This window comes from Labrys sp. (in: a-proteobacteria), assembly GCF_047605565.1.
Lineage (GTDB): Bacteria > Pseudomonadota > Alphaproteobacteria > Rhizobiales > Labraceae > Labrys > Labrys neptuniae.
The window spans coordinates 87,196-111,485 of record NZ_JASGFM010000022.1; the positions used below are offsets into that span (position 1 = coordinate 87,196).

The 24,290-nt window shown below is 62.5% G+C and carries 20 protein-coding genes; 12 read left to right on the forward strand and 8 right to left on the reverse strand.

Annotated elements, in window-relative coordinates:
- Position 1: 1 nt before the first annotated feature.
- A complete protein-coding gene (locus tag QM672_RS19515) occupies positions 2 to 778 on the forward strand; it encodes an ABC transporter ATP-binding protein (RefSeq protein WP_415084551.1) in 777 nt (258 codons plus the stop codon).
- A gap of 428 nt (positions 779 to 1,206) precedes the next feature.
- Here QM672_RS19515 and QM672_RS19520 read toward each other — a convergent pair whose 3' ends face one another.
- The 4 genes from QM672_RS19520 to QM672_RS19535 form a co-directional block, all read right to left on the reverse strand.
- The gene (locus tag QM672_RS19520) at positions 1,207 to 2,619 is read right to left on the reverse strand and encodes an amidase (RefSeq protein WP_415084552.1); all 1,413 of its coding nucleotides are present in this window, start codon (positions 2,617 to 2,619) and stop codon (positions 1,207 to 1,209) included.
- A gap of 138 nt (positions 2,620 to 2,757) precedes the next feature.
- Positions 2,758 to 3,726: a quinone oxidoreductase family protein gene (locus tag QM672_RS19525; protein ID WP_415084554.1), complete on the reverse strand. Its 969-nt coding sequence runs from the start codon at positions 3,724 to 3,726 to the stop codon at positions 2,758 to 2,760.
- Positions 3,727 to 3,777: 51 nt separating this feature from the next.
- Entirely contained in the window at positions 3,778 to 4,344 is a 567-nt protein-coding gene (locus QM672_RS19530; RefSeq protein WP_415084556.1) for a TetR/AcrR family transcriptional regulator, read from the reverse strand.
- 122 nt (positions 4,345 to 4,466) lie between these two features.
- Positions 4,467 to 6,239: a cytochrome c biogenesis protein DipZ gene (locus tag QM672_RS19535; protein WP_415084558.1), complete on the reverse strand. Its 1,773-nt coding sequence runs from the start codon at positions 6,237 to 6,239 to the stop codon at positions 4,467 to 4,469.
- Between the two features lie 418 nt (positions 6,240 to 6,657).
- Between QM672_RS19535 and QM672_RS19540 the strand changes: the two genes are divergently transcribed.
- From QM672_RS19540 to QM672_RS19560, 5 genes are all read left to right on the forward strand, one after another.
- A complete protein-coding gene (locus QM672_RS19540) occupies positions 6,658 to 7,398 on the forward strand; it encodes a response regulator (protein WP_068287811.1) in 741 nt (246 codons plus the stop codon).
- Positions 7,395 to 8,714: a sensor histidine kinase gene (locus QM672_RS19545; protein WP_415084561.1), complete on the forward strand. Its 1,320-nt coding sequence runs from the start codon at positions 7,395 to 7,397 to the stop codon at positions 8,712 to 8,714. The genes QM672_RS19540 and QM672_RS19545 overlap by 4 nt, the downstream gene beginning before the upstream one ends.
- A gap of 189 nt (positions 8,715 to 8,903) precedes the next feature.
- Positions 8,904 to 9,320 (forward strand): organic hydroperoxide resistance protein, encoded by a 417-nt coding sequence (locus QM672_RS19550; RefSeq protein WP_311943425.1) that lies wholly within the window; start codon positions 8,904 to 8,906, stop codon positions 9,318 to 9,320.
- A gap of 417 nt (positions 9,321 to 9,737) precedes the next feature.
- Positions 9,738 to 10,811 carry a Dyp-type peroxidase gene (locus tag QM672_RS19555; RefSeq protein ID WP_415084563.1) on the forward strand — a complete coding sequence of 358 codons (1,074 nt, stop codon included), beginning with the start codon at positions 9,738 to 9,740 and terminating at the stop codon, positions 10,809 to 10,811.
- Positions 10,804 to 11,610, forward strand: coding sequence for a family 1 encapsulin nanocompartment shell protein (locus QM672_RS19560; RefSeq protein ID WP_415084565.1), 807 nt, complete (start codon positions 10,804 to 10,806; stop codon positions 11,608 to 11,610). The genes QM672_RS19555 and QM672_RS19560 overlap by 8 nt, the downstream gene beginning before the upstream one ends.
- Positions 11,611 to 11,640: 30 nt before the next feature.
- On the opposite strand, the gene QM672_RS19565 is transcribed toward QM672_RS19560, so the two are convergent.
- Together QM672_RS19565 and QM672_RS19570 are read right to left on the reverse strand one after the other, a co-directional pair.
- Complete coding sequence (locus QM672_RS19565; RefSeq protein ID WP_415084567.1) at positions 11,641 to 11,889, reverse strand: hypothetical protein; 249 nt, start codon at positions 11,887 to 11,889, stop codon at positions 11,641 to 11,643.
- 108 nt (positions 11,890 to 11,997) lie between these two features.
- The gene (locus QM672_RS19570; RefSeq protein ID WP_415084568.1) at positions 11,998 to 13,662 is read right to left on the reverse strand and encodes an OFA family MFS transporter; all 1,665 of its coding nucleotides are present in this window, start codon (positions 13,660 to 13,662) and stop codon (positions 11,998 to 12,000) included.
- A 630-nt stretch (positions 13,663 to 14,292) separates the two neighbouring features.
- On the opposite strand from QM672_RS19570, the gene QM672_RS19575 reads away from it, so the two are divergent.
- Positions 14,293 to 14,715 (forward strand): hypothetical protein, encoded by a 423-nt coding sequence (locus QM672_RS19575; RefSeq protein WP_311944905.1) that lies wholly within the window; start codon positions 14,293 to 14,295, stop codon positions 14,713 to 14,715.
- A gap of 332 nt (positions 14,716 to 15,047) precedes the next feature.
- On the opposite strand, the gene QM672_RS19580 is transcribed toward QM672_RS19575, so the two are convergent.
- Positions 15,048 to 15,329, reverse strand: a complete 282-nt coding sequence (locus tag QM672_RS19580; RefSeq protein ID WP_311944904.1) for a hypothetical protein — start codon at positions 15,327 to 15,329, stop codon at positions 15,048 to 15,050.
- 433 nt (positions 15,330 to 15,762) lie between these two features.
- On the opposite strand from QM672_RS19580, the gene QM672_RS19585 reads away from it, so the two are divergent.
- Positions 15,763 to 15,954 carry a hypothetical protein gene (locus QM672_RS19585; protein ID WP_311944902.1) on the forward strand — a complete coding sequence of 64 codons (192 nt, stop codon included), beginning with the start codon at positions 15,763 to 15,765 and terminating at the stop codon, positions 15,952 to 15,954.
- Between the two features lie 246 nt (positions 15,955 to 16,200).
- Here QM672_RS19585 and QM672_RS19590 read toward each other — a convergent pair whose 3' ends face one another.
- Positions 16,201 to 17,211 carry a helix-turn-helix transcriptional regulator gene (locus QM672_RS19590; protein WP_311944901.1) on the reverse strand — a complete coding sequence of 337 codons (1,011 nt, stop codon included), beginning with the start codon at positions 17,209 to 17,211 and terminating at the stop codon, positions 16,201 to 16,203.
- Between the two features lie 764 nt (positions 17,212 to 17,975).
- Between QM672_RS19590 and QM672_RS19595 the strand changes: the two genes are divergently transcribed.
- The 4 genes from QM672_RS19595 to QM672_RS19610 all read left to right on the forward strand — a co-directional run bounded on the left by QM672_RS19595 (position 17,976) and on the right by QM672_RS19610 (position 23,030).
- Positions 17,976 to 18,233 (forward strand): hypothetical protein, encoded by a 258-nt coding sequence (locus QM672_RS19595; protein ID WP_311944900.1) that lies wholly within the window; start codon positions 17,976 to 17,978, stop codon positions 18,231 to 18,233.
- 260 nt (positions 18,234 to 18,493) lie between these two features.
- Positions 18,494 to 20,206, forward strand: a complete 1,713-nt coding sequence (locus QM672_RS19600) for a type I secretion system permease/ATPase (protein ID WP_311944898.1) — start codon at positions 18,494 to 18,496, stop codon at positions 20,204 to 20,206.
- Between the two features lie 10 nt (positions 20,207 to 20,216).
- Positions 20,217 to 21,530 (forward strand): HlyD family type I secretion periplasmic adaptor subunit, encoded by a 1,314-nt coding sequence (locus QM672_RS19605; protein ID WP_415084571.1) that lies wholly within the window; start codon positions 20,217 to 20,219, stop codon positions 21,528 to 21,530.
- Positions 21,531 to 21,539: 9 nt separating this feature from the next.
- Positions 21,540 to 23,030 (forward strand): hypothetical protein, encoded by a 1,491-nt coding sequence (locus tag QM672_RS19610; RefSeq protein WP_415084573.1) that lies wholly within the window; start codon positions 21,540 to 21,542, stop codon positions 23,028 to 23,030.
- Positions 23,031 to 24,290: the final 1,260 nt, after the last annotated feature.

The window sequence follows — 24,290 nt, forward strand, 5'->3', positions numbered from 1 at the left end:
GATGAGTCCGGCTCCGGCCCCCGCCGAGCCCCGCTGGAGCGACCGGCCCGGCTTGCTGGCCTGCGAAGATCTCGTCGCCGGCTATACCGGCGACATCGACATTCTGCGCGGCTTGTCCGTGAAGGCCTGGCCCGGCCGCATCTCCTGCGTGGTCGGGCCGAACGGTACCGGCAAGTCGACCCTCCTGAAATCCCTGTTCGGATTCCTGCGCCCCAGTGCCGGCCGCGTGCTGCTGGGCACGGATGACATTACCGGCAGCCCGCCGTTCCGGATGCTCGGCCTCGGTGTCGCCTATCTGCCGCAGCGGCCGAGCCTGTTTGCCCATCTGTCGGTGGAGGCCAATCTCAAGCTCGGCCTGTGGCATGCGAGGCCGAAGAAGCCGGTGCTGGCCGAGCGTCTCGATAGCGCCTATCAGCGCTTCCCCGTCATCCGGGAGAAACGCAGCCAGCCGGCAGGCCAGCTTTCCGGCGGCCAGCAGAGGCAGGTCGAGATCGCCCGCAGCCTGATGGCCGACCCCTCCGTCTACCTGATCGACGAGCCGACCGCGGGGGTGGACCCGCAGACCAGCGAGACCATCTACGACATCGTGCAGGGCCTGGCGCGCGATCTGTCGAAGGCGGTGCTGCTGGTCGACCAGGACATCCGCGCCGCACTGGCCATCACCGACTACGTCTATGTGGTGAAGAACGGCACCGTCTTCTCGGAAGGCGAACGCGACGATTTCGGCACGGACACCGATGCACTGGTGGCGCGCTGGCTTTATGCGAGCGGGGAATAAGACCGGGTCATGAAAGGCCTGCCTCAAGGAAAGCCATTACTCTGAGCGACAGTTTTGGGGAGCAGGTCTGAAGACCACCTCTTTCAAGGTGTTTGCTCACAGTCCGAAACCTATTGGGATTACGAAGGTTGGCGCTGCCCCTCACCTTACCTCTCCCCGCAAGAACGGGGCGAGGGGGCGCAAGCGTTGCGATCTGTCCTCAGAGCTTTCATCTCGCCCTGCCGTTGGGCGAGACGGAAGGTTTTCTGCATGAAACGCGACGCCGGGATCTCCTCGCCCCGTTCTTGCGGGGAGAGGTAAGGTGAGGGGCAGCGCAACTTCAACGGCAGGCACAAAAGCTCAATGGTGTGGAACACCTTGAAAGGGGTAGGTCCGAACACCCCGCCTCGCGTGGTGATCGGTCAATCATTCCGCTCAGACGGCATGGCTCAGGGCGCCTGATAGGCGGGCGGCGGCTCGAACAGCCCGCCGCGGCGGATTTCCAGGGCGCGGCCGATGCGCAGGGCCAGGGCTTCCTCGAAGCGTGGTACCGCGATCTGCAGAGCGGTCGGCAGGCGGGTCCCGACGAGGCCGGTGGGGACGCTGAGCGCGGCCATGTCCATCAGGTTGACGAAGCGCGTGAAGGTGCCGAGCGGCGTCTTCGTCTCGTCGATCTCGGCGAGCGGCGGCGGCAGGATCGGAGCCGTGGGCGTCAGCAGCGCATCCGCGCCCTCCAGATAAGCGGCGAACTCGATCTGTGCGGCACGCCGCTGCTCCAGGAGATCCTGGTAGCGGGCACCGTCGATCTCCCGGCCCTTGAGGATGCGCGACCGTACGTCCGGATGCACCGGGCTATCGTCAGGTCCGGCATAGCGGCCGAGATGGTGCCAGGATTCGGCCGACATCAATTCGCCGGTCAGCGCCATATAGGCTTCCGGCGCGCGCGGCATCGCCTTTTCCCGGATGTCTGCGCCGAGCGCCTCGAGGTCGGCGAGCGCTGCGCGGAACCGCTCGAGCACGTGGGGATCGACCCCGGCAAGGTCGCGTGGGGCAGGGATGGTGAGGCGGAGGCCGGCAAGGTCATGCTCCGGCGCGCTCGACAGCGCGACCGGCGGCACGCCGAATGTCGCCGGATCGAGCGGATCCCGCCCGGCCATGGCGGCGAAGAGAAGGGCGGCATCCTCGACCGAACGCGTGAGGGGGCCGACGCTGTCGAAGGAGGTGGCGAGGGTCAGCAGGCCCCCGCGTCCGATCCGGCCGACGGTGGTCTTCAGGCCGACGATGCCGCACATCGCGGCCGGATTGCGGATGGAGCCGCCTGTGTCGGTGCCGAGCGCTGCCGGGACCAGGCCGGCGGCAATCGCCACGCCCGATCCGCTGGAGGAGCCGCCGGGTGCCCGGGGCACATCCGGGTCCCGCGGATTGAGCGGCGTGCCGGTGATATGGTTGGTGCCCCAACCGCCGAAAGCGAATTCGACGGTCTGGACCTTGCCGACGAGCACCATGCCGGCTTCGGTCAGGCGCGTTACGGCATTGGCCGTCACGGCCTGGGGCTCGGAACCGAGCGCCCTGGAACCGGCCCTTGTCGGCCAGCCCTTGACGTGGAACAGGTCCTTGGCGGCATAGGGCACGCCGTCGAGAAAGCCCCGGCTCTCGCCGCGGCATCGGCGCCGGTCGGAGGCGATGGCCGCCTGGAGCGCTTCCTCCGCAAAGACGCCGACAAAGGCATGAAGGGCGCCGTCATGGGCGGCGATGCGCTCCAGGGCACGGCCCGTGATGGCTTCGGAGGTCACGCGCCCCTCCGCCAGCAGGCGGCCGAGCTCAGCGGCTGTTGCGAATGCGGAAATATCGTCTGCGCCCACGCCGGTCTCCCTCATCGGATTCGGCCAAGCAAAGCATGGCGGGCCCCGACAAGGGAAGACCAAGATGGGAATGCCCATCGGGCCAGCACTGTCAGGACCGGTCCGATCCGGGCTTCGGCGAAAGGGAGGCCCCGACCGTCACGGAACGAGCAGCAGCTTGCCGGTGGTCTTGCGGCTTTCCATGTCTGCATGGGCCTTGGCCGCGTCGGCCAATCGATATTCGCCGCCGATCCGAACCTCGAGCATGCCCTCCGCCAGCCAGTCGAACAATTGGGCCGAGCGCCCGCGCAGCAGTTCGGGCGTGTGGATGTGATCGAAAAAGGTTGCGTAGCCGATCTTGATGCTCCGCGGCAGACTCATGATATCGAGCGGGCCGGGGCCGCCAAGGACCGGGCCATACCAGCAGAACGTGCCGGACCGGCGCAAGATGTCGAGCGAGCCCTGGAACGTGGTGGGGCCCGAACCATCATAGACGACGTGGACGCCTTCCCCGTCGGTCAGGCGCAGGACATCCTCGGCAAATCGCCCCTCGGTGTCGACAATCACATGGTCGGCGCCGGCTGCCTTGGCCATGGCCACCTTGTCCGGCGTCGAAACCCGCCCGATGACCTGGCCGCCCCGCAGCTTGATGATCTGCGTCAGCAGTAGCCCTACGCCACCGGCTGCCGCATGGACGAAGGCGATGTCGCCGGGCTGAACCGGATAGAAATCGGTGGCGAAGTGACTGGCCGTGAGCCCCTGCATCATGATCGAAGCGGCAGTCCGGTCGTCGATCGCGTCGGGCACGGGCACCAGCGTGGTGGCCGGCATTGCGATCCGTTCCGCATAGCTGCCCGGCGCATAGACCCAGGCGACGCGCTGGCCCGGCTCGAAGTCCGCGACGCCATCGCCTCGTGCCAGGACGCGGCCGGCACCTTCCACGCCCAATATCTTGGGATTGGGCATTTCGGTCCAGGCCATGCCCTGCCTGACGCCGATATCCATGAAGTTGACGCCGGCAAAGGCGATCTCGACCAGGACTTCGCCGGGGCCAGGTGCCGGTTCGGCGCGCTCGGCATAGCTCAACCTGTCGCTTCCGCCGATTCCATTCATTACGATGGCTTTCATTGATTTGGCTCCAATATTAAACGTTCGTTCCTGAATTATGAAAAAAAAGACCTAGCGCAGGGCCCTCAAGGCCATGTCGGCCAGGCTGGCTAGCATTCGGCGGTCGGAGCCGCTGCGCCCGGCAATGCGGATGCCGGCGATGCTGGCGACCAGAAACTCGGCTGTCCTTTCCGGATCGAGATTGGCGGCGACGTCGCCTTCGCGCTGCGCATCCCGGACCCGGCCGGCGAGGACACCGCCCAGGCTTCTGGCCAATGACGCATTGATCTCGGCGAGATCGGCACGAGACGCACCGAATTCGTAGACCGAACCGGTGCTGAGGCAAGGCTGATTGGCCGTGTCGACCACCCGGCGCAGCATCGCCTTGATGCCGTCCATGCCGCGCGCACCGCTTCGCAGGGCCTCGAAATGGGCGGAGCATTCGCCCAGCCCATAGCGGCGCACTGCGGCGCAATAGAGCTGCCATTTGTCGCCGAAGGCGGCATAGAGGCTTTGCCGGCCGATCCCCATGGCATCGACGAGCATCTGAGCCGAACTGCCTTCGAAGCCATGTTCCCTGAACACGCCGATCGCGGCATCGAGCGCGGCGTCGGTGTCGAATTCCCGTAATCTTGCCATGTCGATCATCTAGATATTCGGGAACGAATGTTCAAGAAAAATTTTGAAAGGGCACGCTGCTTTCGCCCGTTGCATCGAAGCCATTCCATATCGAGACATGGAACTGTGTGCTCCAGAAGCCGTCATCCGAAGGTAAAGGCATAGGCTTCGACGCCGGGGTCGAGAAAGCGGACCTCGAAAGTCCGGGCCGTCACCCCGCCGGACTGGCGCACGAGCTGGTAGAGCCGCGTTTCGGCGACCAGGCCGTTTCCTTGCGCATCGATATCGGCCCCATGGTCGGGACCGGGAGCCTTGCCGTCGACGCTGACCTGGAAGCGCACGGGCTTGCCGGCAGCGCCGCGACCGAGCACGAGATGCAGGTCACGGGCGCTGAAGCGATAAGTGATGCCGCCGCCTGCCTTGTCGAGAACCGCCCGTTCGGCGCCGACGGTCCAAGTGCCCGACAAGCCCCATTGGTTGAGCCCGGGATCAGCGACGGAATAGTCGCGGGCCGCGTCGGGCGACACCCGTTCCGCCGAGGCGAAATTGTCGGCGCGGCCATAGCCGAGGTAGGTTTCCTGCGAACCGAGATTGCTCAGATCGGGACTGGCCTCGGCGCCCTTCGCCGTGGGTGCGACCGCTTCTTTCGCCAGCTTGTCGCTGCCGGCTTCGCGCAGCAGATCCTGGATCGCCTGCTCGGTCTGGCGGTAATTGCCCTCGCCGAAATGGTGGTAGCGGATCTGGCCACGCGCATCGATCAGATAGAAGGCCGGCCAATAGCTGTTCCCGAAGGCGCGCCAGATGCGATAGTCGTTGTCGACGGCCACCGGATAGGCGATGCCGAAATCCTTGACCGCCTGCCTGACATTGTCGAGCTTCTTCTCGAAGGCGAATTCGGGCGCATGCACGCCAACGACCACCAGTCCCTGGTCCTTGTATCTCTCAGCCCAGGCGCGGACATAGGGCGTGGTACGGATGCAGTTGATGCAGGAATAGGTCCAGAAATCGACGAGCACCACCTTGCCGCGCAATTGCTCCGTGTCGAGGGCCGGCGAGTTCAGCCAGGCGACGGCGCCGTCGAGCGACGGGGCCTTGCTCTCGATGGGAAGCGTGCTGCGGAAGGGCGTCTGCGCGTTGGCGCTCGCGATCAGCATGCCGCTGCCGGCGAGACCGGATGCCATGGCGGTCCGCGGATCCACATGCAGCCCGTCGAGGATGGCCTGCTCGATGCTCACGGTCCCGGCATAGGAGAGGCGCGCCAGCAGGCCGGTGTCGAGGCCGAGGGCGATCACGCCGACGCCGGCCAGGACCGCGATGCCCAGGCCCTGCCGAATGCGCGCGCTGATGCCGAGCGAACGCTTCATGCCGGCAAGCAGCCTGCCGCCGACCAGGAGGGCACCGGCCAGCGAGGTGGCGGCGCCGCCGGCATAGGCAAGCAGCAGCAGCGTCGTCTCGGCATTGGCCCCCTGAATCGCTGCGCCCGTCAGCACCAGGCCGAGGATCGGGCCGGCACAGGGCGCCCAGAGCAGGCCCGTTGCCACGCCGAGAACGAGCGAACGGGCGGCCGTTGACCTGCCTGAGGTCGTGGACGCGCTGTGCAGGCGATTGCCGAAGTCGACGATCGGCAAGGTGATCGCACTGGCGAGGCGTGGCGAGAGCAGGCTCAGGCCGAATATGATCAGAAGCACGATGGCGGCGAGGCGCCCGAACTCGTTGGCCTGGATGGCCCAGCTCCCGCCGACGGTCGCCAAAGTCGCCACCAGCGCGAAGGTGCAGGCCATGCCGGTGAGCATGGGCAGCGTCCCGCGCAGGAAGGGTTGCCCGGTCCGGGCAAACACGAAAGGAAGGATGGGGAGGATGCAGGGGCTGAGAATGGTCAGAACGCCCCCGAGATAGGCAATAACAAGCAGGGCCATCATCGTCTCCTGTGCAATCGGATTGCCGTGCCCAGTCGTGTAGGGCGCCGGCAGGAAGGCCCCGATCTGGCAGGGACGAGGTATCTCGGATGTGTCGATGGCGGCAGCTTCTTGTACCCGATTGTAGAAGGAGGCCTGCCTTGCCACACAACGACACAAAGGCCTTGGAGGCCGCGGTCACGGTCGCCTCGATGTCCCGATTGTATCGCAACGTATCCGCAGCTGCTGATCCTACATGCGTATGCAATCACCCCGGGCAGGGGACATATCGGGGATACATCGCGATGTCTCTTCTGTCTGCTGCGAAAGGGAGAGGACAGGGCAGGGTATTTCTGCGTTTCGTGCGAGCTTTCTCGCCAACGAAGAAGTAATGGTGCAGCGATGTAATCTTACCGCACGAAAAACGGAAAGTTCGGGCATGGAACATGTCGACCACATCTTGATCGTCGATGACGACAGCGAAATCCGCGATCTGGTGTCGAGCTATCTCAAGAAGAACGGCCTGCGTGCGTCGGTCGCAGCCGACGGGCGCCAGATGCGCAGCTTCCTCGATGCCAATACGGTCGACCTGATCGTGCTCGACGTGATGATGCCGGGTCAGGATGGCCTCGTGCTCTGCCGCGAATTGCGGGCCGGAAAGCACAAGGCGACACCGATCCTGATGCTGACGGCCCGCAGCGACGAGATGGACCGCATCATCGGTCTGGAAATGGGCGCCGACGACTATCTGCCCAAGCCCTTCGCCGCCCGCGAACTCCTGGCGCGCATCAATGCCGTCCTGCGGCGAACCCGGATGCTGCCGCCCAACCTGCAGATCAGCGAGGCCGGCCAGCTCCTGACCTTCGGCGAATGGCGGCTCGACACCGTCGGCCGCCACCTCCTTGACAGCCAGGGGACCGAGGTGGCGCTGAGCGGGGCCGAATACCGGCTGCTGCGCGTTTTCATCGACCACCCCCAGCGTGTCCTCAACCGTGACCAACTCCTGAACCTCACCCAGGGCCGCGATGCCGACCTGTTCGACCGCTCCATCGACCTTCTGGTCAGTCGCCTGCGCCAGCGGCTGGGCGATGACGCGCGCGAGCCGACCTACATCAAGACGGTTCGCAGCGAGGGCTATGTTCTCTCCGTTCCCGTCGAGATCTCGGAGCCCAGGTCATGATGGTCGATGGCGCGTTCCGCCCGCTGTGGTGGCCCAAGAGCCTTCGCGCCCGACTGTTCCTGATCCTGCTGGCGGGTCTGGCGATCGCCTATGGCCTGTCCTTCGGCATCCTCTATGCCGAACGCTATATGTCGGCGAAGGCGTTGATGCTGCGCACGCTGGAAAACGATGTCGCGACCTCGATCGCCGTGCTCGACCGGACGCCGGCGAGCGAAAGGCCGGAGTTGCTGGATTGGCTGAGCCGCGGCAACTACAACCTCACCCTGGGGCCTGGCCTGGCCGGTGTGCCCAATACTTCCAGCCATGGCCAGGAGATTGCCGCGAAACTGGAGAGCGCAGCCGGGTCCCGTTTCCCGCTGCGCATCGAAGCCATACCGGGCGAGGGCAACCGCCTGCAGGCCCATCTGGCCTTGAGCGATGGCAGCCCGCTGACCATCGAGATCACGCCGCGCGGTGTCATGCCGATCGCGGACTGGCTGCCCTATGTCCTGGTCCTGCAGATGGCGCTTTTGCTGCTGTGCACCTGGTTTGCCGTCAGGCAGGCTATCCGCCCGCTCGGCGACCTGGCGGCCGCCGCCGATGCCCTCGATCCCACCAGGAAGAGCGTTCCGCTCAGCGAGGCCGGACCAAGCGAGGTTGCCCATGCGGCCCGGGCCTTCAATGCGATGCGCGAACGCATCGCCCATTATCTGGAGGAACGCGTCCAGATTCTCGCCGCGATCTCGCATGACCTGCAAACGCCGATCACCCGCATGCGGCTCAGGGCCGACATGGCCGACGATTCACCGGAGAAGGACAAGCTGGTGCGGGACCTACGCGAAATCGAGCGTCTGGTCCAGGACGGCATTGCCTATGCGCGCAGCTCGCATAGCAGCGGCGAGAAGGCGGCCCGTATCGATCTCGCCTCCTTCATCGACAGCATCGCCTATGATTATCAGGACACCGGCAAGGCGGTGACCGTCGTCGGCTATGTCGATGGCGTCGCTTCCACCAAGCCGCATGCGCTGCGGCGCATTCTCTCGAATTTCATCGACAATGCGTTGAAATTTGCCGGTGCCGCCGAGGTCGGTGTCGAGCGTAGCGCCGACGGCAAGACCATCATCACGGTGCTGGATCGCGGCCCCGGCATCCCCGAAGACATGCTGAAGGCGGCCATGCAGCCCTTCTTCCGGCTGGAACAGTCGCGCAATCGCGAGACCGGCGGCACCGGCCTTGGCCTTGCCATCGCCCAGCAGCTGGCAGGGACCCTCGGCGGCGGCGTCCGACTCTACAATCGCGATGGCGGAGGGCTGGCGGCGGAAGTCGTCATCCGGTGAAGGCCTGGGTGTCTTCCAAGGCTTTCAGGCATTGCGGTATGCCAGCATGTCGATCTCGTCCGAAGCTACGATCTGTTACATTTCCGGCTTTTTCGGAAACATGCCGGACAAACGCTCTTTCCAAAACACGCCGGTCTTTCCGATGCCGCAGAGGGCGGTATCGACAACCCCACTGGACAGGAGTGTATCATGACCAAGATCGACAAGGTTCTCTATACCGGCCGGACCCACACCACTGGCGGTCGTGACGGGGCCGCGCGCAGTGACGATGCCCGGCTCGACATCAAGCTGTCGCCCCCCGGCAGCAGCCAGCCCGGCACCAATCCCGAGCAGTTGTTTGCAGCGGGCTGGTCGGCCTGCTTCATCGGTGCCATGGGTCTTGCCGCGGGCAAGCGCAAGCTGAAGCTCCCGACGGATGCGGCCGTGAATGCGGAAGTCGATCTCGGCACCACCGACGGTGCTTATTTCCTGCAGGCGCGCCTGAAGGTCAGCCTGCCGGGCCTCGATCATGAGCTTGCACAGGCCATTGTCGAGGAAGCCCACCAGACTTGCCCCTATTCGAAGGCGACGCGCGGCAACATCAATGTCGAGCTTTCCCTCGTCTGAGGGCAAAGTTCTTCGTCCCGCCCGCCTTTTCCATCTCCAACCGACAGGGCGCGGCGTTGCCGCGCCCGACGAGGTTTCCAATGAAACGGATCACGATTTGCATTCTGGGCCTGGCGATCCTGGCAGCTTCCTGCGTCTATGAGCCTGCCTCCAGCGAACCATCGCCCCTTGCAGGGTTGCTGGCCTTTTCAGGAGTGCCGGCCCCCGGCCTGCCGCGATGACCGGCAGGTGACGCGAGGGGCCGCTCGGTCACGCATTGGCGTCCTTGCAAGACCGAGTTTGGCAAGGATCGGAGTGCTCGTCTTTCGCACAATCCGTCAAATCATAAAACGCTCCGGATGCTTGTGCACAAGGCTCGGGATATGGTGAGTTGTCACCGTTGAGTCTTTGATCGCCTGCTCGCGCGATGGCCGCCGTATGGAGTCGAGTTTGCCCTCTATCGTTTCGCAGCCTGTCGTAGCCTCCCTGACGGGCAGTGCGATATTTCTGGTGGTGACGGTCCAGCCTGGCGCGGAGGCGGAGGGGACGATCCGGGCGTTGTGCGCGGATCTGTCGGGTCTGTTGCGGGCGGTGGGGTTCCGGGACCTGGAGGGGCGGCTGTCCTGCGTGATGGGCCTGGGCTCTCAGATGTGGGACCGTCTATTCGGGGCGCCCCGGCCGAAGGAGCTGCACCCTTTCCGCGAGATCCATGGTGTGCATCATGCGGTGTCGACGCCGGGGGACATCCTGTTTCACATCCGCGCCCGGCGCATGGATCTTTGCTTCGAACTGGCGGCGCAGATCATGGCGCGGATCGGGGAGGCGGCGGCCAATGTGGACGAGGTGCACGGCTTCAAATATTTCGACGACCGCGACCTGATCGGCTTTGTCGACGGCACCGAGAACCCGGTCGAGCAGGCGGCGGTGGATGCCGCCCTGATCGGCGAGGAGGATGCGGCCTTTGCCGGCGGCAGCTATGTGATCGTGCAGAAATACCTGCATGACCTGGCGGGCTGGAACCGGCTGCCGGTGGAGATGCAGGAGAAGATCATCGGGCGTGCCAAGCTGTCGGACATCGAGCAGGAGGATGCGCTCAAGGCGCCCTATGCCCACAATGTCCTGACCTCGATCGAGGAGAATGGCGAGGCGGTGGAGATCCTGCGCGACAACATGCCGTTCGGGGATGCGGGCAAGGGCGAGTTCGGCACCTATTTCATCGGCTATGCGCGTTCGCCCCGCCGGATCGAGCAGATGCTGGAGAACATGTTCGTCGGGCGCCCGCCGGGCAATTACGACCGGCTGCTGGATTTCAGCCGGGCGGTGACGGGTTCGCTGTTCTTCGTGCCCTCGGCGACGTTCCTGGACGATGTCACGGCCGCTGCCGGCGCACCGGCAGCGGGCGAGGCGGCCCCGCCGGAGCCCGAGGCGGCGGCAAGTCCCGGCTTACGCCCGTCCGGCGGCGATGGTTCGCTCGGCATTGGATCGCTCAAGAGGAAGGCAGACCATGAATAATCTCCATCGGGAGCTGGCACCGATCTCCGAGGCTGCGTGGGGGCAGATCGAGGAAGAGGCGGCGCGCACCCTCAAGCGTCATCTGGCGGCGCGGCGTGTGGTCGACCTGGAGGGCCCGCAGGGCCTGGCGGCCTCGGCGGTGGGAACCGGGCATGTGCGCCCGCTTGCCGGGCCTGGCGAGGGCATCGAGGCGGTGCAGCGGGAGGTGCAGGCGCTGGTCGAGCTGCGCGTGGGCTTCGAGCTCGCCCGCTCGGCGATCGACGATGTGGAGCGGGGGGCGCTCGACTCGGACTGGTCGCCGCTGAAGGAGGCGGCGCGCAAGCTGGCCTTTGCCGAGGATCGGGCGGTGTTCGACGGCTTTGCCGCGGCCGGGATCGGGGGCCTCCGCCCGGGTCTCAGCAACCCGGCGCTGACGCTTCCGGCCCAGGTGAAGGCCTATCCGGATTTGGTGGCGCAGGCGGTGAGCCAGTTGCGGCTGGCGGGTGTGGAAGGCCCCTATGCGCTGGTGCTGGGGGGCGATGCCTATACGGCGGCGGCCGGGGGCAGCGATGACGGCTATCCGGTGTTCCACCATGTCGAGCGCCTGGTGGACGGGCCGGTGATCTGGGCCCCGGCGATCGAGGGCGGGCTGGTGCTGACGACACGGGGCGGGGATTTCGAACTCTGCGTGGGCCAGGACATCTCCATCGGCTATGCCAGCCATTCGGCAACGGCGGTGCAGCTCTATTTCCAGGAAAGCCTGACCTTCCGCCTGCTCACGGCCGAAGCCGCCGTCGCCCTCCTGCACGCCAAGAAATAGGGCGGGTTCCATCCGAGGGCCATGCGGCTCTCAAAAATGCGCAAAATCGTCGCCCGGGCGGATATAGATCCAGTCAATGCCTGTTCGGTCGGCCCATCTGATCGTGCAGGCGAGCAGATCGTTCAATAAATGGAAGGCCCCGATCGGGACGGAGGGCACGCTGTCGCCGGTGGATGTGGCGCTGTTGATCGACCAGACCGGGCCTTGTCTGGTGATCAGGACCCAGTCCCCCCGCTGCGTGGGGTATTCGTTGTCCTTCAGCCATTTGACTTCCGCCATGCCAAGCTCCCCCTATGGTGTTGCCCCGCGTCGGCTCGACCGCCGCGGATGATCTGGTCGGGGCCCCCCTTCCACCGCCATCCCGGCGGCCGAGAATGCCGCCAGGCGTCAGAACAACGCAATGACGCTCTTGAGCGTGACCCAAAGACCCCAGAAAATCGGGATGGCGACAGCGGCCCAGGCGAGCAGGGCTTTGCCGTCCAAGCCGCCCTTGCCGATCCCGAAGGACCCGGTCGTGCCGTTCTGGCCAGAGGCGGGCGCATCCTGAAGGGCTGCAACCTCGGCTTCTGACATGAACCACTTGTCTGCCAATGGTCGCACCAATGTATTGGCAATCAGGCCGAGCGCCAGCATCCCGGCGAGAATGTACATGGTGAAATCATAGACTTGCGCGCGTGACACGCCGGCCGCCAGCTGGAATTCGCGTATGTAGTTGACGATCACCGGCCCGAATATGCCGGCCGTCGCCCAGGCCGTCAGCAGCCGGCCATGGATGGCACCGACGAATTGCGTCCCGAAAATGTCGGCGAGATAGGCCGGTACGGCCGCAAATCCCCCGCCATACATGGAGACGATGACGCAGAAGATCGCCACGAACAGGAGCTGGCTGCCGGAATGCGCCGCGGATGGTGCCGCCGCATAAAGCGCGATGCCAAGCAGGAAAAAGACGTAATAGGTGTTCTTCCGGCCAATCTTGTCCGAAAGCGATGCCCAGAAGAATCGACCGCCGATGTTGAACAGAGAAAGCAGTCCAGCAAATCCGGCCGCGATCGCCGCGATCGCGACCTTCTGATCGGGGGAGAGCTTGTCGAAGCTCAGGTCCGGCAGACCGAGCAGCCGGCCGCCGAAGATCTCCTGCAGCATGGGCGAGGCCATGCCGATCACCCCGATGCCCGCCGACACGTTGAGACACAGCACCAGCCAGATCAGCCAGAACTGCCTGGTCTTGTGGGCGTTCCTCAGGTGGACGTGGCGGGTGGTGATCATGGAGCGCCCGGCCGAAGATACCGGGGACCAACCCTCGGGGCGCCATCCCGGCGGCGGAATCCGGTAGCCTAGCGCGCCGGCCATCATGAAGGCAAAATAGATCGTGGCCATGACGACGAAGGTCTGCCAGACGCCGATGCTGTCCGTTGTCTTGAAGGCGCCCATCAGGAGATTGGCGAGCGGAGCGCCGATCATGGCGCCGCCGCCAAAACCCATGATCGCCATGCCGGTTGCCATGCCGCGCCGGTCCGGGAACCATTTGATGAGGGTCGAGACCGGCGAGATATAGCCAAGGCCCAGCCCGATGCCGCCAATGACGCCCGCACCGAGCCACATCAGCCACAATTGGTGGAAGATGACGCCGACTGCGGCCAGCAGCATGCCGCCGCACCAGCACAGGGCGGATACCACCCCGGCCTTGCGCGGGCCGGCTCTTTCCAGCCAGCCGCCCCAAATGGCCGCCGAGCAGCCGAGCAGCACGAAGAACAGCGTGTAGATCCAGCCCAGATCCGACACGCGCCAGTTGCAGTTCGTGGTAAACAAGGCGGCCACGAGGCTCAGATCAGGACATCGAGCCGACGGGGCGGGACCAAGGGCCTGCGAGAGTGGCAGCCAGAACACGCTGAAGCCGTAGGCCATACCGATACACAGATGAATGGCCAACGCCGCAGGTGGCACCATCCAGCGATTGAAGCCCGGCCTGGCGACGATCCTTTGCCGATCGAGAAATCCGGCTTTCCGTGGCGCAGACAATACGTCATCCGGTGTGTCCACATCCGTTGTCATGATAATTCCGCCCTGTCTTCTCAGCATCCCGTCGGCTGTGTTTGTCGATGTGATCCGGCCCATCGTTTGGCGGGGCTGGTGCTCGGCTCAAAGCCGTTGGCATGGCGTCAGCAAGACGCGTGCCATCCAACATGGTGAGCAATATCAATGGATTACGGGGCCGGAGGCCGGCGATTGCGGGCAATCTGTCCGAGACGGCGAACAAAATGTCCGGCCGGGCCGCGTTCGCGTGCGATCGCCAACCATGGCGGTCCTAGTGCAAATACGGGTGTCGCCAAGCCTTATAGTCGCCAGGCCTTAAAAGCGCCGAAAGCCGCGGACCAGTGCCGCAGTGGGGCGCTCGATGCGGGCGAGTCGTGTGCCGGCAGCGAGCACTGTCATCGCGATGTGTTTGGACGTTTTGTCCACGCCAGGGCTGACAATTTGTCTGAAATTGGAAGACCCCGCGTGGCAAAAGCTCGGATCTCCCACCGTTTTTGTTTTGGCATGCGTGTTGCTTTGCGACTGGCAAGGCAACAATGCCGGCCTTTGTCAGCCGCTCCGCCCGGACTCGCGGCGCGGCCGGGCTCGGCAATCGTGACAGAATGCCGGAGCGCGCAATTCGCATACTAACGAACGGGAGGAAAGACGATGAAATTGCAGCGGCTACAAAGCAAAGCGAACCTCGACAATTTCGTCATTCAGGATGCGGATATCGATCATTCCTATGACCCGTTGAAATCCCCACCCGGGGGCTCGGCCTGGATGCTGTGCGTCATAAACATCACCGATGTCGCCTATGAGTATGCGGCACTTGCCGAGCGTGGCGGCTCCTACGGCAAGTGGTTCAGGATCCCGGTGACCGGCAAGACCTGCCAAACAGACTATGAAGAGTGTCTGCGGACGGGAGGATGGAAGGCCATCTTGAACCTGCCGAGGGCGGCTGCGCCTTTCGACCTTCGGCTGGCGACCGGCCGTGACGGCATCGGCAATGCGACGGGAACGGAATTCCTCGGGATCGAGCCGGATGGCGCCTGCGATGGCGGGGTGGTCGGAATTGATCGCTTATTTTGAAACAGGGCCGATACGAGCTCCAATTGGTGCCGTGCCGACGTCGCCGACGAAGGCTCGATTGCAAGCCAGAGGCGGAGACACTGCGACCTGCTCCCGGAAAACTCCAGCATCCGCTGGCTCGAGGTCGGAAAGGCATGTCAATGGGTGGAAAATTCCAGTCCAACTGCCTGGCTCTGCGGGAGCAGGATCGGAGGATCCCCCACGCAACACCAAGACGGGCAGCCGGTCTTTGCTTCCAAACTGCGACAAATTCGGGACGTCGATTTGTCCCGTTCGACGGCAGGCGTGTTAGATTGGTCGATCCCAATCGACCGGAGATATCGACATTCCGGTCATGCCGTGATCTTTCGCGGCAGGGTGCGCACCCAATCCTCGATCTTGTCGTGAAAAACGCCGCTGTCCGATTCCTGCACTGTCCCGTCGGGGCACAAGATCGCATAAGGCTCCGAACAAATAACGCCTTCCGCCACCGGCTCGGACCAACTGGCCAGACCCTCGTCGTCGAGGGTGATCTGCCAAGCAACAACAGGCGAACGGCCAAAGCCCCGCATGTTCCCTGGCTGTGGCCAAATCACATAATATCCGGCGGCCGCAGCAATAACTCGAATCGTCATCTTGGTTCCTTCCTCCTTCCTAATAGTTCGGTGTCTGCTTCAATCGAGACAGAAGGAAACGGAATAGAAAGTGCCTGCAAATTTCGAACCTCCCGCCGGGAAATTGGGCCTGACGGCGAAGTCGGGCCGTGCAGCATTTCCTGGAGAACCGTTCTTCGGCGCCGCGAGTTTCGGATCGGCTGGGGCGCGGCGACACATCACTTCAAATCGCTCCTCTACTAAGCCCTAGATTGCGGCGGAAAGCCGGCAAGTGCCACCTGAAATTGTGGATTATCGCCTATCCATAAGTCGGTGCCGGACGGGATTTCGCTACTCAAAAGCGGTAATATCGTTGTCGGCGACAGATTGTTTGCGACGTTGCGGGAGCGCTTGATGCCGCATCATTGCGAGGCCTGAGGGCACGTATCGGCAGGACCAGCGACAGGGCGACCGGTTGGATCGTGCGATCCGGAGTTCGAGTATTGGCATTTCTGTTGCGTGGGGGAGCAACGGCCTTCTCAATCCCGATGAGCAAGGCGCTTCCATCGTCGGCCCGGTCGAGGCGGGCGAGCAGATCAGGCTCAGCGAGACGGCGGAGCCGTTGAAAGCCAAGCCAACAGGAAGCCACGTCAACGGCGAGGGCTAGCTGCGGCGCCTTGGAGGCCGGGCTGCATTGTGACGACTGAATCTTGGAAGAAAACTCGGCGTGACCTGTTGCCGCGATGATCTATCACGACCGGCGGCTGGCTGCTCCGGATATCTGCCCTCGCGGGTCTCTTTCGACCGGGATAGGGGCAGATACGATGCTAGAGGGCGGGTATGGACGATCCGGCCGATATCTTTACATGCCGGCCGATCGATCTGCCGACCGTATTTCGCCGCACGCCTCTGTTCAGTCGATGGCAAGTTTGCGGAAAGTCGCCGGCGGTTGACCAACTGTCTTCGAGAACACCCTTGTGAAGTGCACGTGATCGGAAAATCCGCATTCTGCGGCGACCCGCACCACGGGCATCGCTGTCTTTGCCAGCAGATAGCGCGCACGCTGGATTCGGCTATGCAGAAGATATTGGTAAGGCGTCGTGCCGGTGGCTTGCTTGAACAGATGAGCGAAATGGCCGGTCGACAATCCGCTGCCCTCGGCCAGGTCGGTCAGTGTCAGCTTCTGGCTCATGCGGCTTTCGACCATCTCGCGAAAGCGTGCGATCTGACTCTTGGTAAGCTCTCCGGAGGTGTCTTCCGAAGGTTGTGGCGATCGCAGATTCGAATATTTGCGCAGCACGTGGCAGGCCGCCGCGCGTGCGAGATGTTCGACGTAAGGCTGGATTCCTTCCAGTTCCAGCTCCATTGCGTCATCGATGGCTGTGACCAATCCCTCGAGCAGGGGATCCATGAAAGCCAGCCTGCCGATGACGTCGATGGACGTCATGCGGTTTTGCGTCATCTCACCCGCGATCTCGCTCAACAGCGAGTTTCTCAGATAAAGATGGGTGGTGTGAACACGTCTGTCCCACTTCAGCCGGACCGGTTGGTTCGGTGCCAGAATGTTCAACTGGCCAGGATGAAGATAGGCCTTGTATTCCTGCGATTGGACATTGCAAATCAGCCGCGTGGAGCCGGATCTCGTCAGGCTGACCAGAAGGTGCGGGCTCGCTCGGAAGGTGCCCTCGTTGGGATCTTCAATCTGTTTGGAAATATATATGTTGCCCCAATTTCGACCGGCGCTCGTCCGGAGAGTGCGGCAGGATTCGAGGTCGCCGAAACTGTGAGTTTCCTCCAGTGGGAACTCGTTCGAGGAGGTATCAGCCTCGTGCTCGATCAGAAGGTTCTGTGCCGATGACATCGCACAAAAGCTTTGCTGCCGAGAGATTTCTTGGGCGAGCGGGTGAACCTGAGGGGTCGTCATTGCAACCTCACTGCATTGAATCCAACCGGCCAATCTTGCCGGAGGATCATTCCAGACAGATCAAACCAATTCCCACTCCGCTCTCTCACATAGAAGATTTTTATTAAGTTTCTATCTGACGTTTGGTCGCATGGTTAAGATGGATATGAAATTGGCCAAGGTTTCCCATTTGTGAGACTTATTGTCGTAAGATTTTCACTAAGGGTTCTCGGCGTAAGCGCGACTTTACCGTTGGGGTAGGTTAGCTGCTTCAGCGCTGGGCTGCCAGCGATTTCTGCCGGAACGTTCGCTTTTCGTAGCCCAAGGCCATGTTGCAGGCCGGATTATGGTATTTTAGTACCGTTTTTATTGTCGATCGGCAGTGCCATCCGTATCCACGGCTGCCATCGTGGGCGCTGTGGTTGCCATATTGACCGGGGCTTTCCCGTCGGGGCGCTTGCGATGTGCAGCACAACGCCCGAGGCCAGGCATGACCCAAGCAAGGCCGGCCATGGAGCGATGGCCTCGCTGGACGGGGGCGGAACCGGCAGACATCGCCTCAGGCATTCGCGCTGGCCGCGGCATGTGACGGAGGCAGCGGCCGCCGCCGACAGTGCCGCGAGCGGGTTTCATCGCGGACATCCTCGTCGCCAGCGCCCACCGCCCATCTTTGACTATTGTCTGGAATCGTTTGCGCAAAGTCCGAAATCAGGCATCGAGCGTTGACTCCTTTTGGGTATATGCGACGCTCATATCGCCTGAAGTAAACTCAGAGGAGACTTCCGATGCTTGATTTCTTGTTCGGCGGCACCCAAACCGCTACGACAACTACAGGCCATACTAACGTCCAGACAAACGACTATCACTATAATCACACGGGTGAGGTCACCTTTGATGACGCCTACCTTAACTTTATGGAAGGTGGCGGTCATCTTGGCATGGGAGCAGCCATGCTCGTCGGCAGTGCCTGGACCGGCATCGCGCTGACGCCTGCACTGGTGCTGGACTCGCTGCAGGCTCACGACGGCGTGCACGTCGCCTGATTGGCCACCTTGTGCGCTTGAAGAGGCGCTGCCGCTGTTGGGCCGTTGCTGACTTCAAGTGCTTGAGCGTCTTCAAAGAAGCACCAGCCGCTGCGGGGAGCCTCATGCCTCGCAGCGGCTGATTGGGATCTTTCCTCAAACTCGGAAGACGAACGTTGCGGGCAAGATATCATTCTATTGTACCAATACGCTACCAAGGAAAATCTGAATTCTTTTCGTCCCAATCGCGTTGTTGTTGGAAGATATGAAGGGACTTGGTGATGTCTTTGGCTGATGCGACTTCGTTGTTTCGATCAACAAAAAAAAGCGCTGAAACTGAGATCGGTGCAGCGGTAAGGTCACTTCGTCCGTATTTCATTGCTGTCGGCATCTTTTCGAGCACGATCAATCTGCTCTATCTCAGCTCGCCTCTTTATTTGATGCAGGTATACAACCGCGTCTTGCGGAGCGAGAGCGTCCCGACGCTCGTCATGCTCACCATCATCTTGATCGTCGCGCTGCTTGTCATGGCTATCCTGGACGCCATGCGCGCTCAGATGCTGACACGATGCGGGATCCTGCTGGACGAAAAACTGGCGAGCCGCGTGTTTTCCGCGCTCGTGCAAAAGTCTTCGAGGAACGGCTATTCCCTTGGCGCCTTGCCGATGCGGGAATTGGACGAGTTCCGCACCTTCGTCACCGGTCCGGGTATCCATTTTGCCTTCGATGTCCCCTGGATCCCGATTTATCTCATCCTTCTCTATCTCATCCATCCCATTTTGGGCGTCGTCGCGACGGTTGGCGCATTGTTGTTGCTGGGACTCGCCTTTCTGAACGAGGCCGTCACTCGAAAGCCCATGGATGATGCTCAAGCCGCGGCCAGACGATCATTCGTCTTCACCGAGAATATCATGCAGCATGCGGATGTCATTCGCGCCATGGGGATGGAGTCCGCGGTCGAGCGCCACTGGCAGGGCAGCCGGGCTGGAATGCTTTTCAGCCAAGCCTTTGCGAGCGATCGAAACGCACTGATCTCGGCCGGCATCCGGTTCACCAGATTGCTGCTTCAATCGCTGATACTCGGCACCGGCGCCTGGCTCGCGATCGATCATGCCATCAATCCCGCGACGATTTTTGCGGCCAGCATCATCATGGGGCGCGCAATCATCCCGGTCGAACAGGCCGTTTCCGCTTGGAAACAGGCAGCGACAGCCCGGACCGGCTATCAGCGCATCAGGGACCTTCTGAACGAGATCCCGGTAAGCGAGCTCAAGACGATCGTGCCGACCAACGAAACGATTCTCGATGTGAAGAACCTCTCATATCGCGTTTCGGGGCGGCCGAAGGCCGTTCTCGACGATGTGTCCTTCAAGATCGGCGAGGGCGAGGCGCTGGCGGTTGTCGGAGCAAGCGCTTCCGGAAAGAGTACGCTGGCCAAACTGCTGATCGGAGCCCTTCAGCCGGCTGGAGGCGATATCTCTTTCGGAGGGCTGAACTACGCACACTGGGATCCGGCGGAATTTGGCCGCATTACGGGATATCTGCCCCAGGATGTCGGGTTGTTTGCCGGCAGTGTCCGGGAGAACATTTCGCGGTTTAAAGATACTTCCACCGACCAGATCATGGAGGCGGCGAAGCTTGCGGGCATCCATGAGATGGTGCTGGCCTTGCCCAAACAATACGACACGATGCTCGGTCCGGGCGGGCTGGGGCTGTCGGGCGGGCAGCGCCAGCGCATCGGCCTGGCCAGGGCCTTGCTGGGGGGGCCGCGGCTGCTGGTTCTGGATGAGCCAAATGCGCATCTGGATGTGGAAGGCGTCCATGCGCTCAGCAAGGCGCTGTTCCTCATAAAGGCGCAGGGCACGGCGGTCGTCGTGGTCACCCACCAGCCCGCCATTCTCAGCGTGGTCGATACCATACTCGTGCTGAATGCCGGCAAAATCGAAAAACTCGGGCCGCCGCAGAGTTTCGCGGCTCCCGTTCTGCAGAGGTGAGGGACAGACCATGACCGCCATCTCCGTTCCTGGCAGCATCACCTATCGCAATCCGTGGCGCCCGGCCGTCTGGGGTGCGGTGTCGTTGCTGGCCTTCGTGCTGCTGGTCATCGTGTGGGGGTATGTGGCACCGCTATCGAGCGCGGCGATCGCCGAGGGCAGCCTGCAGGTGCAGGCGCAGAGGCAATCGGTGGCACACCCCTATGGCGGCGTCATCTCCAAGCTTCTGGTCTCGGAAGGCCAGCGCGTCGAACGAGGTCAACCACTGATCGAACTCGACGGAACGGAGTCCCAGGCAAAGCTCGACATCGCTCAGGCCGAGGTCGTGAACCTGGTTGCCCGCCAGGCACGCCTGTTCTGTGAACGTGACAATGAAGACACCAGTTGCCTGGAGAAGTTTCGGAAAGAAGCCCGCTCGTCGGGGGCGATGGAAGAGACAATTGCAAACGAGTCCGCAGTCTTGCTTTCGCGGGCACATCAATATGAGGCCGAGAAGGGCATACTCGTATCCCGGCTGGCCCAGCTTCGCGAGAAGATCGCCGGACTGAACGCACAGAAGGAAGGACTTTCCAGGCAGAATGCCTCGCTCGTGGAAGAGACGGCAGGTGTCCAGAAGTTGGCGGCCTCAGGCTTTGCGCCCAAGACGCGTCTTCTCGAACTGGATCGGTCGGCGGCCCGTATGCTCGCCGACATAGGCTCGCGCACGGCCGATATTGCCACGGCAATGCAGGAAACCGGCGAGGCTGAACTCGCCATTGCCAAATTGGACCGCCAGCGCATCAACGAGATCGTCGATCAGATCCGGACAACCCAGTCTTCGCTGGCGGAGGCATTGCCGAAACTCAAGGCGGCGCAGGATGTGGTGAACCGAACGGTGATCAAATCGCCCGTCAGCGGTTCGATCGTCGATTTGTCGGTGTTCACGGAAGGTGGGGTGGTTCAGGCTGGGCAAAAGCTGATGGACGTCGTTCCCGCTGACAATCCGTTCATTGTCGAGGCCCAGTTGCCGCTTTCCGACATCAACGGCGTCAAGACAGGCGCGACAGCCAGCATCTGGCTGACGGGTGTGCCCAGAAATGAGCGCCCGCCGCTACAGGGCGAAATAATCAGCGTTTCTGCGGACAAAATCACGGATTCGCGGACTGGGCGTAGCTATTTTGCCATCCGCGCCAAGATCAATCCCGATGATCTCAGCAAGTCGGCAGTTTCCTTGCAAGCAGGAATGCCGGCCGAAGTCGTTGTCACGAACGGGTCGCGAACCCTGATTGGGTATCTGCTTGGACCGCTTCTTGATGAAGTGGGACACGCGTTTCGAGAAAAGTGAGGATCTGCCATGGTATACCTGGAGAAGTTGAACGATCTCAAAGGCCGCCGTTCGGATACCAAGGCGAAAACCGGCAACGCGGACAATCCGCTGAATTTTGCGCTTGCGGCGGGCGCCGTGGGATTGGGGATTGCGCTGCTCGAGTCCGAGCAGGCCGCGGCCAATTCAGACCCCAAATCCGGTTTGTCACATGACGATCGTCGTGTGTCGGATACCACCGCTGCTGCGGAACAGGCCAAGGCCGGCGTCGATCACTCGGCAACGGCTGATCACCCAATTCACAACGAGGCGAATAATGGACCGGCCGCCACAAATGGCGGCGAGGTCAATGTGCAGGCGGCAAGCTCTCCCCCTTCAGAGAACTCCCCCGATGGTTTGCCGCGGGGGGCGGAATCCGCGCACGCATCGGCTGCAGCTGCGCATGGAAGTGCAGGAAGTTACGCAGCCGGCGCATTGATCGGGACTGCACTGGCGGATGACGCCCTGTCGGCAACGCTATCCCACTCCAGTTCGGGAGAAGGCGGATTAGCTGCAGTGACGCACCCGATATCGGCCGTTACTGGCCTGCTCGCTGAGGCTTTGACTCCCGTCGAACACATATTGGAGCCGGTCAGCCTGGCCGTCACCGGTCCACTCGCGGAGGCTCTGGCTCCCGTCGGACAAGTATTGGAGCCGGTCACTGACGTCGTACATGACCTGCTTGGAGATAACGGCGTGCTACCCGTCTCGCTGGATATCGGCGAGACGGTGAAAGAGGTTTTGGGCCCGGATGGCATCATCGGCAGTTTGATCGGCGATGACGGCAACATCATCAAGGGTCTGGTCGATCCCGGCAATAGCCTGGATACCGTCGTGACCAAGGTTACCAGTTTGGTGGGCGGCGATGACGGCAATATTCTCCATGCCTTGGCCGATACCGGCAAAGATGGCCTGGATGGCGTGGTTGGCAAAGATGGCCTCGTCGGCAGCATCCTCGGCAGTGGCGGGGTTCTTGCCGGCTTGACCGGCAGCCAGGACGAAACGCCAAGCCAGTCGACCGACAATGGCGGCCATCATGATAGCAATAACCTTGATGGCCTGGCCGATGCCGGCAAAGAAGGCCTGGATGGCGTGGTTGGTAAGGATGGCATCGTCGGCGGCCTCCTTGGTAGTGGCGGGGTCCTTTCCGGCCTGACTGGCGGCCATGACGATCCGTCAAGTCAGCCCAACAATGGCAGCCATAACAGCACGAGTCCCGTAGCAACGGCCGCGCATGAAAGCACCCCGGCCCCCGCAACGGAATCGGTCTCGGCAACGGAAACTGCTGCAGCGACGACACATGCGGCGGCGGAGACGCCGACTGATATGTTCGCTGCGACACATGCGGCACTACAGATCACGGAAGGGGTCGCCCATGCTCTCACTCCGATACTCACTTTTGTCGGCCAGCCATTCATCGATGATGATGGGCATACCGATACGGATCATTCACACCACGCTTCGACCCACCACGCTGCTTGATTGCGGCGGTGTGGGATGATGCTTTCGGATACACGGTCATCCCGGTTGCACGTCTGCTGATGGCTTGATGGCCGATGTGTGCATCGGCCAGAGCACTGCAGACGGACGTCGTCGATTGCCAATGAACTGCGCTTCGGGGCCGAATTCGGTTCGTGCGAACGATGTTTCATGCCCTGGATATGGGTGCAGATGAGAGAACCGTTTCAGTCAATACTTCTAGGGAATAGACAATGACGTCGCCCTGCATATGTGACAAGGTTGAGTAACGTTGCAGGGAAATCCGTCAAAATCGGAGATCCATATGATTGATTATATGGAATAGGAATCGCCAAGACTTAAGAATCTCGGCGTTCTTGCGTAGATCGCAATAGAGCGATCCGGCTCCGACATAAACTACAGAGGCTTTTTGAAGTGAACTGTTCATTCGGTTTGCCAAGGTGGCGAGCCGTGAGCGTTATCGTGTGCGCAATTTCGTTGAGGAAGCGACGAACGCGGCAAAGCTCAACTATGCCGGCTTCATCTGCTCGAGCCGGTCAGAATTTAGTCGACTTTCTTTTACGAGACCCCCGCCGGCGGACAGCGTCAACCGTTGGTACTGCGGAAGATAACAAGAGGCACTAGCAGGAGTACGTACCATGTCTAGGATCAGCAGGCGTTCTCACTTCTTCCTGTCCACCGCAACGATTGCACTGCTGTCGGCATTCGTCTCTCATGGAGACGAGGCCAGTGCCGCCGGACTCGGAGTGGGCGGTGGCTCATCCGGCGGTCTGGGCGGTTCGGGTGGGGGGCTTGGTGGAGCCTCGGTGGGCGGCCGCTCAACGGGTGGTGGGCTATCTGTTGGCGGTGGCGCTTCAGTCGGTGGCAAAGCGACTGGCGCCGGACCATCCGTCGGCGGCAGGGCCAGCGCCGGTGCTTCAGTCGGCGGCAAGGCCAGTGGTGGCGCTTCGGTTAGCGGCAAAGCATCAGTCGGTGGCAAAGCGACCGGCAGCGGACCATCCGTCGGCGGCAAGGCCAGTGCCGGTGCTTCAGTCGGTGGCAAAGCGTCGGTCGGCGGCAAAGCGGCCGGTCGCGGACCGTCCGTGGGCGGCAAGGTCAGTGCCGGTGCTTCGGCTGGCGGCAAAGCTTCAGTCGGTGGCAAAACGACCGGTCGCGGGCCGTCCGTGGGCGGCAAGGTCAGTGCCGGTGCCTCGGCTGGCGGCAAAGCATCAGTCGGTGGCAAAACGACCGGTCGCGGGCCGTCCGTGGGCGGCAAGGTCAGTG

What these genes read in the sequence shown, in the direction of transcription:
- QM672_RS19535 (WP_415084558.1), bottom strand. Translation starts at nt 6,239, where the DNA reads ATGGCCCTGCTTGTTATTGCCTATCTCGGGGGCGTTCTGACCATTCTC.
- QM672_RS19570 (WP_415084568.1), bottom strand. Translation starts at nt 13,662, where the DNA reads ATGACAACGGATGTGGACACACCGGATGACGTATTGTCTGCGCCACGG.
- QM672_RS19515 (WP_415084551.1), top strand. Translation starts at nt 2, where the DNA reads ATGAGTCCGGCTCCGGCCCCCGCCGAGCCCCGCTGGAGCGACCGGCCC.
- QM672_RS19540 (WP_068287811.1), top strand. Translation starts at nt 6,658, where the DNA reads ATGGAACATGTCGACCACATCTTGATCGTCGATGACGACAGCGAAATC.
- QM672_RS19595 (WP_311944900.1), top strand. Translation starts at nt 17,976, where the DNA reads ATGCTTGATTTCTTGTTCGGCGGCACCCAAACCGCTACGACAACTACA.
- QM672_RS19600 (WP_311944898.1), top strand. Translation starts at nt 18,494, where the DNA reads ATGTCTTTGGCTGATGCGACTTCGTTGTTTCGATCAACAAAAAAAAGC.
- QM672_RS19560 (WP_415084565.1), top strand. Translation starts at nt 10,804, where the DNA reads ATGAATAATCTCCATCGGGAGCTGGCACCGATCTCCGAGGCTGCGTGG.
- QM672_RS19555 (WP_415084563.1), top strand. Translation starts at nt 9,738, where the DNA reads ATGGAGTCGAGTTTGCCCTCTATCGTTTCGCAGCCTGTCGTAGCCTCC.
- QM672_RS19590 (WP_311944901.1), bottom strand. Translation starts at nt 17,211, where the DNA reads ATGACGACCCCTCAGGTTCACCCGCTCGCCCAAGAAATCTCTCGGCAG.
- QM672_RS19605 (WP_415084571.1), top strand. Translation starts at nt 20,217, where the DNA reads ATGACCGCCATCTCCGTTCCTGGCAGCATCACCTATCGCAATCCGTGG.
- QM672_RS19545 (WP_415084561.1), top strand. Translation starts at nt 7,395, where the DNA reads ATGATGGTCGATGGCGCGTTCCGCCCGCTGTGGTGGCCCAAGAGCCTT.
- QM672_RS19550 (WP_311943425.1), top strand. Translation starts at nt 8,904, where the DNA reads ATGACCAAGATCGACAAGGTTCTCTATACCGGCCGGACCCACACCACT.
- QM672_RS19575 (WP_311944905.1), top strand. Translation starts at nt 14,293, where the DNA reads ATGAAATTGCAGCGGCTACAAAGCAAAGCGAACCTCGACAATTTCGTC.
- QM672_RS19580 (WP_311944904.1), bottom strand. Translation starts at nt 15,329, where the DNA reads ATGACGATTCGAGTTATTGCTGCGGCCGCCGGATATTATGTGATTTGG.
- QM672_RS19525 (WP_415084554.1), bottom strand. Translation starts at nt 3,726, where the DNA reads ATGAAAGCCATCGTAATGAATGGAATCGGCGGAAGCGACAGGTTGAGC.
- QM672_RS19530 (WP_415084556.1), bottom strand. Translation starts at nt 4,344, where the DNA reads ATGGCAAGATTACGGGAATTCGACACCGACGCCGCGCTCGATGCCGCG.
- QM672_RS19610 (WP_415084573.1), top strand. Translation starts at nt 21,540, where the DNA reads ATGGTATACCTGGAGAAGTTGAACGATCTCAAAGGCCGCCGTTCGGAT.
- QM672_RS19565 (WP_415084567.1), bottom strand. Translation starts at nt 11,889, where the DNA reads ATGGCGGAAGTCAAATGGCTGAAGGACAACGAATACCCCACGCAGCGG.